Genomic DNA, 13,298 nt, shown 5'->3' with positions numbered 1-13,298 from the left:
CCAGGCTCGATCCCGACCAGCGCAATGGCGCACGCGGGTGCGCGTGACCGTGGAGACGGCGGCGCACGCCTGGTCAGCGGCAGATGCGCGCGACGCACACGGCACGGTGTCGAGAACACCGTCCTCGACGACCTTCGCCACCGGCTGCACGCGCGGATCGGCCGCGCGCTGAGCGATCCGGTCGAGTGCGCTCATCCGGGAACGCGTGTGTCCGCAGCCTGCTCCGGCGCGAGTGTGCGCCGCAACGCCTCGCGCAGGGTCCAGCGCGTGCGCCAGCCCAGCACCGCGGCGGCCTTGGCCGGGTTGCCGAGCTGATGCGCCCGATCATGCGCACGCTGCCGCTGCGGATCCACCTGCACCCGCGGTGCCCGGCCGAGCAAGGCACCGATTTCCTCCACCAGTTCGCCGACCGAGTGTTCCACGCCCGAGCACAGATTGAACACATCGTAGGCCGGCTCCGCCCGCGCATCGTCGAGCAGGGCCAGCAGCCCGGCGGCCGCATCGTCGGCATGCAGGTAATCGCGGCGCGGCTGCAGGTTGCCCAGCCGCACCAGCGGCGCCGGCGCCGGATCGGCCGCCAGTTGCGCCAGCACCTCGGGAATCAGATGCGCGTTCGGATCGTCGTGGGCGATGCTGTTGAACAGGCGCGCCACCCGGCCGCGGCGGCCGCCGCCGCGCGCGCACCACAGGCGCAACTGGCCTTCGTTGCAGAGCTTGGACAGCGCGTAGTTGTCGCGCGCCTCGGTGGGGCTGCCGGCTTCGTCCAGCGCCTGCTCGCCCCAGGCGTACACCGCCCCGCTGGAGGCGATCAGCACCTGTCGCACGTCGGTGTCGTCGGCGGCCTGCAGCACGCTCTCGGTCCCGACCACGTTCACCTGCAGGCAATGCATGCGCTGCCGTTCGCAGGTCGGGATATGGTGGATCGCGGCCAGGTGCACCACCGCGTCGGCGCGGAACGTACGCAAACAGGCAGCCACCGCGGCCGTGTCGCGGATGTCGGCGACGGCCGCGACGTGCAGGCCCTCCGGCAGGGCCATGCCGCTGGACAGGTCGTCCAGGCCAGCGACCGCGTCGCCGCGCTGCAACAGCGCCATGACCAGCCGGCGTCCGATCATGCCGGCGGCGCCGGTCACCAGCACCCGTTTCACGATCGCCTCGGTACAGGCGGCGACGCGTCGTCGGGCAACAACCGGCGCTGCAGTCCGGCAGGCAGCCAGGCGAACAGTGGATCGCGCTGCGGCGACCACGCGGACGGATCGCGCAGACGCCGGGCCGCGACATAGAGGCCCAGCCCGAGCGACATCATCAGCAGCGCCGCCACGAACACCGCGACTGCCACCAGCAGGGGTCGCCGCGCCGGCACCGGCGTCGCCGAGAGCGCCGGCAGCGCCCGGTAACGCACCTGCTGGGCGCGCCCGCGTTGCTGGGCCAGCGTCAGTTCGATCTCGCGTGCGATCTGCTCCCGCACCGAATCGGCCTGCGCACCGGCGGCGAAGACCGCCGCGTGGCACGCCTGCAGCCAGTCCTGCAGGGCCTTGCCCGAATGCAGTGTCGAGGCGCGCTTGTCGGCACAGGCGAGGAAACGCTGCTTCCAGTCGAGCTGTTCGAGTTCGCGCTGGCCCTGGCGCAGATTGGCCCGGGTCTCGGTGATGGTGGCCTGCAACGCCACGATCTGCGCCAGCGGCGACAAGTACTTGCCGCCGCCGTCGCCGACCGAGACCACCGTGTTGACCTCGCTGCGCCGCAGTTCCGGATAGCGCTCCAGCAACGCCTGCATGTCCGCCGCCTGCTGGGTGCTCTGCTGGATGGCGAATTGCTGCTGGATCTGCGCGATCTGCAGTTCCGGCCGCTTCTCCACGGTCTGCTGGCGCATGCCATCCAGCGCATCGCGCAGGCCGCCCCACAGCATCACCTGCCGCACGTGCTGGGCGATCGCCTGCAACTGCTGCGTGGCGGCCGCATCGTCGCGTGCGTTGATCGCCACCTCCAGGCCCAGCGCGCCGACCGTCTTCGGATCGATATTGACCTGCTGGCGGATGTCGTCGCGCTCGACCGCACTGCGGTACTGCACGCGCGTCTCCCAGTAGCGCGGCTGCTGGAACTGCCGCTGCACGCGTTCGCGCAGGTCCGCCGGCAATGCGATGGCGGCCACCGAATCGGCCACCAGTTGCCGATCCGACAGCATCGGCTGCAGTCGCCGCCACTGCTCCAGGGTCAGTTGCGGCACATCCAGCAGCGCGCTGACGCTGTAGACCGGGCGCAGCGCGACCAGCACGCCGGCGGCCAGCGCCAGCAGTGCGGCCACGGGAATCAGCAGGCGGCCGAACTGCCGATAGAAACGCAGCAACTCCAACAGCAGGTCGCCCAACGACGCATCGTCGCCACGGTCACGCACATCGTCTCTGCCAGGCATCGGATCCATCGCCGTGTTCGCGTCACAAGGAAGTCACCAGCCCGGCGCAGCGCCTTACGCGGCATCGCATGTCCCCTCATGTCGATCGGCGGCTGGAGGAGCCGGCACTGTGCCATACCGGTCGCGATGGCGGCAATGCGAAGCGGCTCACCCCGCCGGTGCGGCGGCGCGGCGCAACCCCAGCCACAACGTCGCCGCCAGCACCGCCTCGGTGGCGATCGTGGCCAGCGCTGCGCCACGCGCGCCGTAGTGCGGCGTCAGCACCAGGTTGAGCGCCAGGTTGGTCGCGGCCGCCAGGCCGGCGCCAAGCATGTAGCAGCGCTGGCGCTCGAGCGCGATCGCCGTTTGCGTCAGCACGTAGTTCGGCAGCACGAACACGAACGCGGCGAACAGCCAGCCCACCAGCGGTCCCGCCGTGGATCGGTATGCCTGCCCATACAGCAGCGCGACCACCCAGCTGCCGAGCGCGGCACCGGCGAGCGCCAGCACGATGCCGGCCAGTGCCGCGGCGGCCAGGGTACGGTGCTGCAGACGTTGCGCGGCAATGGGATCGACGCGGCTCAGGCGCAGGCGCAGGCGCCGGAAGAACAGCAGGGCCACCGGCGCCGCCAGCAACAGCACGCCATCGAACAGACGATAGGCCGCGGCGTACTGGCCGACCTCGGCCGGCGACACCGCGCGATGCAGGATGACGATGTCGCTGCGCCGGTACAGGCAGGTCGCCAGGTCGATCCACAGGAAGCCGGCCGCGGCGCGATACACCGCGGCCTGCGGCCGCCAGCGCGGCCGATCGTGCAGATCCCGACCCAGCAGCGCGTACGCCAGCAGCAGCCCCACGGCCCAGGCCGCGAACACCACCTCGGGACGGGCGCCCAGGAGCAGCACCGCGAGCACGATCGACAGTCCGCTCAGCGCACGCGCGCCGACCTGCCAACGCGCCTCGCGGCGCCAGTGCCCGGCGCCTTTCAGCTGCGCGGAGACCAGTTGCGACAGGGTCACCGCGGCGAAGCACAGCACGGCCCACCCGAGCGCCGGGTCGCCGGCACTGCGCGGCAATAACAGCGCCGCGATCATAAGCAACAGCGTCGCCAGCAGCAGATGCCCGCGCGCCAGGCCCGGCAACGCCGTCGCGTATTCGGCCAGCCCCGGGCTGGGCGCCACGCGCTCGCGCAGCACCAGCGTGCGCATCCCGGCATCCTGGGTCAGCGCCAGCAGCGTCGCCAGGTTGAGCAGGTAGGCGTAACGGCCGAATCCCTCCGGCTGCATGCTGCGCGCCAACCACACCGACAACCCCAGCGAGACCGCCGCCACGCACAGGATCGCCCCCCATTGCGCGGACAAGGCACCGGCGCCGGCGCGCCAGGCAGACGTGCGTGGCGCGCTCATCCGCACAGGCCTGTCATGCCGCGCCGGTCCATGCCGCGGCCACTTCGTGCCAGCGGCCCTGCGCGCGCACCCGGCCCTCCTCCAGCACCACTACCTGGTCCGCGCGTTCCAGCATGGCCAGCCGATGGCCGATCACCACCACGGTCAGATCGCCGTGCAGGCGCTCGATCGCGGCGCGGATGCGCGCCTCGTTGTCGTGATCCAGCGCGCTGGTGGCTTCGTCCAGGATCAGCAACGCCGGCCGTTGCAACAGCGCACGCGCCAGCGCCAGGCGTTGCCGCTCGCCCCCGGACAGGCGCATGCCGCGATCGCCGATCACGGTCTCCCAGCCCTGCGGCAGCCCATGCACGAACTGCGCCGAGGCCTGCTCCAGGGCCAGCTGCAGCGTTGCCGCATCGGCGTGCGGTGCGGCCAGCAGCAGGTTGTTGCGGATGCTGTCGTTGAACAGGAAGGTGTCCTGCGACACGTACGCCACCGCGTGCCGCCAGCTGCGGCGCGCGTGCGCATCCAGGGTCACACCGTCGATCTCCAGCGCGCCCCGGTCCGGGCCCAACAGACCGCACAGCACATCGGCCAGCGTGCTCTTGCCCGCGCCGGAGGCGCCGACGATGGCGGTGGTGGTGCGCGCCGGCAAGACCAGCGAGATCTCCTGCAGGGCCGACGCCTCGCGACCGGCATAACGCACCTGCACATCGCACAGGGCGATCTGCGTCTGGACCTGCCAGTCGATGGCACGCGGCGGCAGCGCCGGCTCGGACCACTCGCGCGCTTGCTCCAGTTGCCGCTCCACTTCCAGGAACGCGGGCACGGTATGCACCCAGTACTGGTGCTGCTGCTGCGCCATTGTGAGCAATGGCAGCAAGCGCGCGAACATCACCACCAGGATCAGCAGCTCGGCCAGCGGCAGGTGCCAGACCTGCAGACCCAGCAGCACATAAGCGGCCAGCAGGAGCGCTGCCGCGCTGTGCAGCAGCGCCTTGGACAGCGCCAGGCCCGACGCGAAGCGCGCCTGCAGGTCGCGCACGGCCGTCGCATCGCGGTTCACGACAGCACGATAGCGCGCCTCGGCCCCCAGGATCTTGGCCAGGCGCAACCCGGCCAGGCTGTCGTGCATGCCGGCATGCAGGCGCTGCCTGGTCTGGGTCAGCGCGCTGCCCAGCCACAGCACGCGACGGCGGCGGCCGAGCAGCAGCAACAGCAGCAGCGCACCCGCCACGACCGTGGCCAACGCCAGCGTCCCGGCAAGTGCAATGGCCGCGAACAGGTAGATGATGGCGGTGGCCAGGGACGCGAGCATGAGCAATGCATGGCCGAGCCCGACCCCGACCCGCTCCACTTCGGTCAGCATCAGGCTGGCATGGTCGCTACTGCGCTGGGCCACCAACCATCGCCATTGCGCCTCCAGCAGTGCGGCGAAGCTGGCCTCGCGCAGGCGCTCGGCCACGTCCTGCTGCAAGCGCGCGGCAGCGTGCTCGCGTGCGTAATGGATGCCATTGCGCAACAGCACCAGCGCGCAGAACAGCGCCAGCAATGGCAGCGGGGCGTCGGACGGCAAGCCGAGCATGCCGACGATCTCGCCGACGGCATCCGCCATCGCACCGCCGCTGGTCGCGCCACCGCCTTGCAGTGCGCCGAGCAAGGGCACCAGCAGCAGCACGCCGATGCCCTCGCTGCCGCCGGCCAGCGACATCAGAACGAATACGCCAAGCAGGCGACCACGCGGCGCCCAGCCCAGCAACCGGCGCAAGGCGCGCCAAGCGCTCATCGCCGCGGTTCCGCTGGCACCACGAAACAACCGATCCGGGCGAAACGCTCCACGCCACCGCCACCGGTGACCCGGACCGGACCGGCGACCACCCAGGCGTGGGCCTGCAGCGCCGACGTCTCCGGCGCCCGCGCCGCGCCGAAGCACAGCATGTGCGGCACCCGGAACAGGCCGAGCAGGCAGCGCGCACTCAGCGCCTGGGCCAGACAGTTGGATTCCCAGGGCGTATGCCGCGCCGCCAGGCGCAAGGTGCGCCCGATCTGGATGGCGCGGCGCTGCGCCCGTGCATCCAGCACCGGCGCGGGCGGCGGCTCCGCCACCCCGCGTCCCAGCCATGGCGCAAGGCGACGGAAGCCCAGCGCCAGCACCGCGGCACGCGCCGCACCCAGCAGCACCCAGGCCGGCAACAGCAGGCAGCGTTCGAATCGAGGCAGGCGCAGGAAGCCGCTCAGGCCGCCGGGCATGAACGCTCCCGCCGCCGCAGAGGCGCAGCGCGCTGAACGCAGAGCGCCGTCGCACGGACGCCTCGTGCTGTCGGCAGGCGCGAACGCGGAAGCGGCGACACAAGGGACATCGGCGACACCTGCGCAGGGAGGACGACCGCGAAAGCCGGCGCACTCGACGCCGCGGCGGGTTGCCGAGCGGCCATGGCGCAAGCGCGGATGCGCCAGCCTAGCAAATGTGCCCCGTGCCGTGCCGGGCACGCCGCGCGCCGCGTCCGCGGTGCGCGAGGGCGTGCCCTACAGCCGGCTCACGCTGCGGATGCGGATCTCGCTGCTGTCCACGCCGTGGCGTTGCGCCGCCTGCGTGCGCAGGCGGCTCAGCAGCCGCTCCGGGTCCAGCGGCGCCGGCTCGGCCCAGGTGTGCGCCAGGGTGCCCCAGGCCACGCGCTGGCCGAAGCTGTAGGCCTCGTAGTCGGCCAGGTAATGGCGCGCGCGCTCAGGTGCCGACGTGGACATCGCCTTCGTAGCCGTTGCAGCCCAGGTGTTCGAGCGCGATCGACAGCGCCAGCGCGTAGCCCTGCGCGCAGTAGCCGCCGACCTGGCCCAGGCGCTGCCCCGAGGCCGCGCACAGGCAGGCTTCGCGGCGATCGCTGGCGTCGTCGTGCACTTCCACGTAGGGCCGGCGCAGGTGCGCCACCGCATCGGCGGTGACGGCGCTGTCCGAGCACGCGCCCGGATCCAGCAACAGCATCTCCACGCCGGCCTGGTCGGCCTGGGCCAGTGCCTGCAGCAGTTCGCGCTCGCTGGCGCAGCCGCGCACGGCCAGGGTCTTGCCGGCGCGCCCGGCATTGGCCAGCAATTGCCGCATCACCGGCGGGGCGATGCGCGCCGGGCGGCCGCGATGGCCGGCCACGCAGTCCGGGCCACGGAGCAACAGGATCGACATGGCGGCGCCCTCAGTTGGCCAGCGCCGCGCGCGCGCCGAGCCGGCGCTGCGCCACGCCCAGGGCGATGGCGTAGCTGTCGGCGAGCGCACCATTGGCGATCACCGTCAGCAACGGCGCGTGCCGCGGGTGCAGCAGCGGTTCCAGCGCCTGCGCGCTGGCGTCGTGCATCTCGATGTATGGGTGGCCCAGCGCGTCCAATGCCGCGCACAGCTGCGCGCCGTGGTCGGCCAACTGCGACGCCGGCAACTCGCCGGAATCCAGCAGCACCAGTTCGGTGTCGTCGCACGCACCTTGCTGCAGCCGCGCCACGATCTGCGCGGCATCGGCGCAGGCCACCGGCACCACGTGCGCGGCATGGGAAGCGGCCAGACACTGCGCCGCGGCAATGGCCGACGCATCGCGATGCGGGCCCTGGATCAGCAGAATCGACATGGAACACATCCAACGGGAAGGACGGGGCGCAGTCTGCGCGCGCGCCGCGTAAGCGTTCCATGGCGTTGGGGCGCTGTGGGCGTAAAGCTTGCGTAAGGGCGGGGATTGGGGATTCGGGATTGGGGAGTCGCAAAAGCGGATGGCGGCACTGCGCTTCCACCAATCCCGAATCCCCAATCCCTGCTTCTAAGCCAATCCCCAATCCCCAATCCCGACTCCCGGCTTTCCATGCGATCATCCCCCGCTTCCCGCCGCCGCCCGGACTTGCCATGACCCACTCCGCTCTGCGCCGCGATGTCGGCCCGTTCGCCCTGATGCTGACCGGCCTCGGCTCGATCATCGGTTCCGGTTGGCTGTTCGGCGCCTGGCGCGCCGCCGGGCTGGCCGGCCCCGGTGCGATCTGGGCCTGGGTGCTGGGCGCGGCGATCGTCACCACCATTGCCCTGGCCTATGCCGAGCTGGGCGCGATGTTCCCCGAGTCCGGCGGCATGGTCCGCTACAGCCACTACTCGCACGGCTCGCTGGTCGGCTTCATCGCCGGCTGGGCCAACTGGATCGCGATCGTGTCGGTGATCCCGGTGGAGGCCGAGGCCTCGGTGCAGTACATGGCCTCGTGGCCGTGGCAGTGGGCGCAGGACCTGTACGTGCAGCAGCCCGGCGGCGCCGGCGAGCTGTCGGTGCCCGGTCTGTGCATCGCCGCGGTGCTGGTGCTGGTGTACTTCCTGCTGAACTTCTGGAGCGTGAAGCTGTTCGCGCGCTCCAACAGTCTGATCACCGTGTTCAAGCTGGTGGTGCCGGCGCTGACCGGCATTGCGCTGATCGCCAGCGGCTTCCACAGCGAGAACTTCAGCGTCGGCCTGCACGGCGGCAGCCACACCATCGACTTCGCTGCGGTGCTGACCGCGGTGGCCACCGCCGGCATCGTATTCAGCTTCAACGGCTTCCAGAGCCCGGTGAATCTGGCCGGCGAGGCACGCAATCCCGGGCGCAGCATCCCGTTCGCGGTGCTCGGCTCGATCGCGCTGGCCACGGTGGTCTACGTGCTGCTGCAGGTCGCGTACCTGGGCGCGGTGCCGCCGGACCTGCTGGCCAAGGCCGGCTGGCACGGCATCGACTTCCGCTCGCCGTTCGCGCAGCTGGCGATCATCGTCAACCTGCACTGGCTGGCGATGCTGCTGTACGTGGACGCCTTCATCAGCCCCAGCGGTACCGGCATCACCTACACCGCCACCACCGCACGGATGATCTACGGCATGGAGCGCAACGGCACCATGCCCAAGGTGCTGGGCCGGATCCATCCGACCTGGGGCGTGCCGCGGCCGGCGATGTTCTTCAACCTGCTGGTGTCCTACCTGTTCCTGTTCTTCTTCCGCGGCTGGGGCACGCTGGCGGCGGTGATCTCGGTGGCCACCATCATTTCCTACCTCACCGGCCCGATCAGCGCCATGGCGCTGCGCAAGCACGCGCCGGAGATGCACCGCCCGCTGCGCATCGCCGGCCTGCCGGTGCTGGCCGCGGCGGCCTTCGTGCTGGCCACCGAACTGCTGTACTGGGCGCGCTGGCCGCTGACCGGCGAGATCATCCTGCTGATGCTGGTGGCCCTGCCGGTGTATGCCTACTACCAGCAGCGCGACGGCTGGAAGGATTTCCGCCGGCACCTGCGCGGCGCCAGCTGGCTGATCGCCTACCTGCCGACCATCGCCCTGCTGTCGTGGGCCGGCAGCACCACCTTCGGCGGTCACGGCTATCTGTCCTACGGGCCGGACCTGGTGGTGGTCGGCGTGGTCGCGCTGGGCTTCTACTTCTGGGGCGTGCGCGCCGGCTGGCGCACCCCGTCGCTGCAGCAGGCCAGCGCCGGCTGAGCCGCGGCGGCGTCAGCCGCCGCGCAGGAATTGCAACGCGCGCGACAGCAGCACGGCGCCGACGAAACCGGCCAGGGCGCACAGGCCCACCGCGACGAGGCCCTGGTGGGACGGGTCGTCGCGTCTATCGAACAGGGCCAGCGCCGCGGCGACGCACACCGCCGAGGTGCCGGCCCCGATCAGGCCGATCCGCAGATGCGCGCGCCAGCCGCGCAGGCGTGGCCAGGCACGGGCGGCGAACAGACCGGTCAGCAGCGCCGGCAAGGCGCCGAAGACATAGGAAAACATCGCCATCAGCAGAAGCAGCAGCAGCGGGGCGCTGACGCCGTTGCTCTCCCCCCAGGTCATCGCGATCGCCACCGGCAGCCCGACCACCACGGTCCCGAGCGGCGGGCCGACGAACAGGAAGGTCATGACGACGCCAACGCCGACCAGCCAGCGCGGCAGCGGGTCGTTGCCCGCGTCCATGTCGACCTGATCGGCAACGTCCGCACGCACGCCCGGCAGCAGGTCCGGGGCCGCCTGCGGGGCAGGCGGCAACGGGGCGTGGCTCACTTGGCGGGCGCGGCTTGGCGCTGCGCGGCGCTGGCGTCGCGCGTGGCGCGGAACTCGGAGTCGCGGCTCCAGTTCGGCCACTGCGTCGAGTTGGCCAGTTCCTCGCCCAGCGTGTACAGCACCTGCATGTCGCGCGCGGCGCCGGCGAAGGTCCAGTTCGGCTGCCATTCGTCGCCGGGCTGGTGGTAGCGCTTGGCGGTGTAGTCGTCCGCGGCGGCCTTGCCGGCCGCCACGCCGCCGTCCACCCAGTCCTGGCCGGCGGCGAAGGACAGCGCCGGCACGCCGCGCTTGGCGAAGGAGAAGTGGTCGGAGCGGAAGAAGTAGCCGGCTTCCGGCTTCGGATCGGGCGTGTAGCGCAGATCCCAGCCCTTCGCCACGCGCTTGAGGTCGTCGAGCAGTTCCAGCTTGGCGGTGCCGTAGATGCCGAAATCGCGCGACGGCCCGAACGGGCTCATGCCGTCCATGTTGATCACCGCCACCGTGCGCGCCAGCGGATACAGCGGCTTGGCCGCGTAGTACTCCGAGCCGAGCAGGCCCTTCTCCTCGGCGGTGACCGCCATGAACACCACCGAGCGCTGCGGCGCCGGGCCCTTGGCGAAGGCGCGGGCCAGTTCCAGCAGCGCGGCGACGCCGCTGGCGTTGTCCAGCGCGCCGTTGAAGATGCGGTCGCCCTTGGCGTCGGGCGCGCCCACGCCCAGGTGATCCCAGTGCGCGGTGTAGATGAGGGTGTCGTCCGGCTGGGTCTTGCCGGGCAGCCGCGCGACCACGTTGCGCGAGGTGATCACCTCCGACTTCACCGCGTAGTCGGCGTACAGGCGCTCGCCCTTCAGTTCCACCGGCTTGAAGTCGCGCGATTGCGCCTGCTTCTTCAGCGCATCGAAATCCAGCCCGGCGCGCTTGAACAGGTCCACCGCCAGATCGCGCTGGATCCAGCCCTCCAGCTCCGGATGCACCGTCTTGGGATCGTCGCGGACCACGTCGAACATGCTGTTGGTGTTGGAGTTGGCGACGGTGGCCCAGCCGTAGGAGGCCGGTGCGGTCTCGTGCACGATCAGCACGCCGGCCGCGCCCTGCCGCGCGCCTTCCTCGAACTTGTAGGTCCAGCGGCCGTAGTAGGTCATGCCCTTGCCGTCGAACGCGCCCTTGCCGGTCTCGAAGTCGGGGTCGTTGATCAGCACCACCGCGATCTTGCCCTTCAGGTCCACCCCCTTGAAGTCGTCCCAGCCGCGCTCGGGCGCCTTGACGCCGTAGCCGACGAACACCAGCGGCGCCCCGTCCAGGGTCACCTGGCTGCTGCCGTCGAGCGCGGCGCGCACGGCGATCTGCTGGCCCTGGGTCAGGGCCTGGCGCTGGTCGCCGCTGGCGATCGCCAGCGTCGGGGTGCCGACGATGTCGGCGCGGCGCAGCGGCACCGCCTGGGTCCACAGGCGCTTGCCGTCGCGCAGGTCGCCGCCGGGCTGCAGGCCGGCCGCCTGGAACTGCGCACTCAGATAGGCCACGGTCTTCTCCTCGCCCGCCGAGCCCGGGGCGCGGCCCTCGTAGGCGTCGGAGGCCAGGGTCTTGACGTCGGTGGACAGGCGCTTGGTGTCGAAGGTCGGTGCGGGCGGCGGTGCCGCCAGGCAGGCGCCGGACAGCGCCAGGGCCAGCAGGCTCAGGATCGGTCGTTTCACTTGGTTCCCCTCGGCAGACACAAAGAAGGACGAGTGTAGCGGCGCCCCGACCGGGTCGTGGTGGGTCGAACGACCGTCATACGTGCGCTGTCGCAAAAATTTATTGTGATAAACCACTCAAATACGAAGCTGAACATGCTCTAATGCCGCGCTCGCGCACCGCGGGGTCCGCGCCGATCCGGTGGCCCATGCCGATCCGCGCGCCCGCCCTGGCTTCCACCCGAGCCCGGCGTGAGAACCGTCACTCCCCACCTCACCCGGGCCGCTCCGACTGCGGGCCCGCTCGCTTCCGGAGACCTGCAGAGATGTCGATGTCCCCCCTCACCCGCATCACCCGTTGCGTGCTGGCCGCCGCGCTGCTGGCCGCCAGCGGTTCGGCCTGGAGTTACGCGATCAGCAAAGGCACGGTGGTGGACGACCGCGGCAACGCGGTGCAGCTGCGCGGCGTCAACTGGTTCGGCTTCGAAGGCAGCGCGCACACCGTGCACGGCCTGTGGGCGCGCAACTGGAAGGACATGATCACGCAGATGCAGGGCCTGGGCTTCAATGCCGTGCGCCTGCCGTTCTGCCCGCAGACCCTGCGCGGCGTCGCGCCGACCAGCATCGACTACGGCCGCAATCCGGACCTGCAGGGTCTGAACTCGCTGCAGGTGCTGGACAAGGTGATCAACGAACTCAGCAGCCGCGGCATGTACGTGCTGCTGGACCACCACTCGCCCGATTGCCAGGGTATCTCCGAACTCTGGTACACCGACTCCTACAGCGAGCAGCAGTGGCTCAGCGACCTGAGCTTCGTGGCCAAGCGCTACGCGTCGGTGCCGGGCGTGATCGGCATCGACCTGAAGAACGAGCCGAATGGCCGCAATACCTGGGGCACCGGCAACCTCAAGACCGACTGGAACAAGGCGGTCGAGCGCGCCTCGGCGGCGGTGCTGAAGGTGGCGCCGAAGTGGCTGATCGTGGTCGAGGGCATCACCGACAACCCGACCTGCTCCAGCAGCAATGGCTACTGGTGGGGCGGCAATCTGGAACCGCTGACCTGCACCAAGCTCAACGTGCCGGCCAACCGCCTGCTGTTGTCGCCGCATGTGTACGGCCCGGACGTGAACTGGCAGCCCTACTTCGGCGACGGCAGCTTCCCGGCCAACATGCCGGCGATCTGGGAGCGCCAGTTCGGCCAGCTGACCCAGCGCGGCTACGCCATGATGATCGGCGAGTTCGGCGGCAACGAAGGCCGCAACCAGGCGCAGGATCCGATCCTGCAGAAGGCGCTGATCGACTACCTGATCAAGAAGAACATCCGCAGCGGCTTCTACTGGGCGTGGAACCCCAACAGCCGCGACACCGGCGGCGTACTCGACGACGACTGGACCACCGTGCGCACCGAGAAGATGGCCGGGCTGAAGCGGCTGTGGGGCGACACCGGCGGCACCACGCCGACGCCTACACCTACGCCCACTCCGACGCCTACGCCTAACCCGGAGCCGACCCCGGCCCCGGCCCCGGGCAGCGCCAGCTTCAGCACCAAGGTCATCGTCGACAGCGACTGGAACGCCGGCTACTGCGAACGCGTGCAGGTGACCAACAGCGGCAGCGCCACTGGCAACTGGGCGGTCACCCTGTCCATCAGCGGCACCGTCAACAATCTGTGGAACGCCACATGGACGCAGTCGGGCACCACGCTCAGCGCCAGCGGCGTGGACTGGAACAAGACCCTGGCCGTCGGCGCCACCGCCGAGTTCGGGTTCTGCGCCGCCCGCTGAAGGCGGCGCCATCGCCTCGCGCAGCGCGCGGGGCCCATGCCAACGGCAGCGTCCCACGACGC

General features: G+C 70.8%; 12 protein-coding genes. 2 read left to right on the top strand and 10 right to left on the bottom strand.

The window, feature by feature from the left end; genetic code table 11:
* Positions 1–191: 191 nt before the first annotated feature.
* The 8 genes from FHR66_RS00275 to FHR66_RS00240 all read right to left on the bottom strand — a co-directional run bounded on the left by FHR66_RS00275 (position 192) and on the right by FHR66_RS00240 (position 7,386).
* Complete coding sequence (locus tag FHR66_RS00275) at positions 192–1,148, bottom strand: NAD-dependent epimerase/dehydratase family protein (RefSeq protein ID WP_160968208.1); 957 nt, start codon at positions 1,146–1,148, stop codon at positions 192–194.
* A complete protein-coding gene (locus FHR66_RS00270; RefSeq protein ID WP_456361716.1) occupies positions 1,145–2,422 on the bottom strand; it encodes a hypothetical protein in 1,278 nt (425 codons plus the stop codon). Before FHR66_RS00270 ends, FHR66_RS00275 begins: the two co-directional genes overlap by 4 nt.
* A 138-nt stretch (positions 2,423–2,560) precedes the next feature.
* A complete protein-coding gene (locus FHR66_RS00265; RefSeq protein WP_160968212.1) occupies positions 2,561–3,799 on the bottom strand; it encodes a lipopolysaccharide biosynthesis protein in 1,239 nt (412 codons plus the stop codon).
* Between the two features lie 13 nt (positions 3,800–3,812).
* Positions 3,813–5,564: an ABC transporter ATP-binding protein gene (locus FHR66_RS00260; protein WP_160968214.1), complete on the bottom strand. Its 1,752-nt coding sequence runs from the start codon at positions 5,562–5,564 to the stop codon at positions 3,813–3,815.
* Positions 5,561–6,028 (bottom strand): lasso peptide biosynthesis B2 protein, encoded by a 468-nt coding sequence (locus FHR66_RS00255; protein ID WP_160968216.1) that lies wholly within the window; start codon positions 6,026–6,028, stop codon positions 5,561–5,563. The genes FHR66_RS00260 and FHR66_RS00255 overlap by 4 nt, the downstream gene beginning before the upstream one ends.
* 276 nt (positions 6,029–6,304) lie before the next feature.
* Positions 6,305–6,523: a hypothetical protein gene (locus tag FHR66_RS00250; protein ID WP_160968218.1), complete on the bottom strand. Its 219-nt coding sequence runs from the start codon at positions 6,521–6,523 to the stop codon at positions 6,305–6,307.
* The gene (locus FHR66_RS00245) at positions 6,504–6,953 is read right to left on the bottom strand and encodes a type II 3-dehydroquinate dehydratase (protein ID WP_160959607.1); all 450 of its coding nucleotides are present in this window, start codon (positions 6,951–6,953) and stop codon (positions 6,504–6,506) included. Before FHR66_RS00245 ends, FHR66_RS00250 begins: the two co-directional genes overlap by 20 nt.
* Positions 6,954–6,963: 10 nt before the next feature.
* A complete protein-coding gene (locus FHR66_RS00240) occupies positions 6,964–7,386 on the bottom strand; it encodes a hypothetical protein (protein ID WP_160968220.1) in 423 nt (140 codons plus the stop codon).
* A 269-nt stretch (positions 7,387–7,655) separates the two neighbouring features.
* On the opposite strand from FHR66_RS00240, the gene FHR66_RS00235 reads away from it, so the two are divergent.
* Positions 7,656–9,248: an APC family permease gene (locus FHR66_RS00235; RefSeq protein WP_160968222.1), complete on the top strand. Its 1,593-nt coding sequence runs from the start codon at positions 7,656–7,658 to the stop codon at positions 9,246–9,248.
* Between the two features lie 12 nt (positions 9,249–9,260).
* On the opposite strand, the gene FHR66_RS00230 is transcribed toward FHR66_RS00235, so the two are convergent.
* Together FHR66_RS00230 and FHR66_RS00225 are read right to left on the bottom strand one after the other, a co-directional pair.
* Entirely contained in the window at positions 9,261–9,803 is a 543-nt protein-coding gene (locus tag FHR66_RS00230) for a hypothetical protein (RefSeq protein ID WP_456361715.1), read from the bottom strand.
* Positions 9,800–11,473, bottom strand: a complete 1,674-nt coding sequence (locus FHR66_RS00225) for a M28 family peptidase (protein ID WP_160968224.1) — start codon at positions 11,471–11,473, stop codon at positions 9,800–9,802. Before FHR66_RS00225 ends, FHR66_RS00230 begins: the two co-directional genes overlap by 4 nt.
* A 311-nt stretch (positions 11,474–11,784) precedes the next feature.
* Here FHR66_RS00225 and FHR66_RS00220 point away from each other — a divergent pair, with 311 nt between their 5' ends.
* The gene (locus FHR66_RS00220; RefSeq protein WP_160968248.1) at positions 11,785–13,236 is read left to right on the top strand and encodes a cellulase family glycosylhydrolase; all 1,452 of its coding nucleotides are present in this window, start codon (positions 11,785–11,787) and stop codon (positions 13,234–13,236) included.
* Positions 13,237–13,298: the final 62 nt, after the last annotated feature.

This window comes from Xanthomonas sp. F4, assembly GCF_011761895.1.
Note: the sequence above shows the minus strand (reverse complement) of the source record. Positions and strands in the feature narration are given on the sequence as shown.

Excerpts from the sequence above, each read along its gene's own strand:
- FHR66_RS00270 (WP_456361716.1), bottom strand. The coding sequence starts at position 2,422 with ATGGATCCGATGCCTGGCAGAGACGATGTGCGTGACCGTGGCGACGAT.
- FHR66_RS00265 (WP_160968212.1), bottom strand. The coding sequence starts at position 3,799 with ATGAGCGCGCCACGCACGTCTGCCTGGCGCGCCGGCGCCGGTGCCTTG.
- FHR66_RS00260 (WP_160968214.1), bottom strand. The coding sequence starts at position 5,564 with ATGAGCGCTTGGCGCGCCTTGCGCCGGTTGCTGGGCTGGGCGCCGCGT.
- FHR66_RS00255 (WP_160968216.1), bottom strand. The coding sequence starts at position 6,028 with ATGCCCGGCGGCCTGAGCGGCTTCCTGCGCCTGCCTCGATTCGAACGC.
- FHR66_RS00250 (WP_160968218.1), bottom strand. The coding sequence starts at position 6,523 with ATGTCCACGTCGGCACCTGAGCGCGCGCGCCATTACCTGGCCGACTAC.
- FHR66_RS00245 (WP_160959607.1), bottom strand. The coding sequence starts at position 6,953 with ATGTCGATCCTGTTGCTCCGTGGCCCGGACTGCGTGGCCGGCCATCGC.
- FHR66_RS00240 (WP_160968220.1), bottom strand. The coding sequence starts at position 7,386 with ATGTCGATTCTGCTGATCCAGGGCCCGCATCGCGATGCGTCGGCCATT.
- FHR66_RS00235 (WP_160968222.1), top strand. The coding sequence starts at position 7,656 with ATGACCCACTCCGCTCTGCGCCGCGATGTCGGCCCGTTCGCCCTGATG.
- FHR66_RS00220 (WP_160968248.1), top strand. The coding sequence starts at position 11,785 with ATGTCCCCCCTCACCCGCATCACCCGTTGCGTGCTGGCCGCCGCGCTG.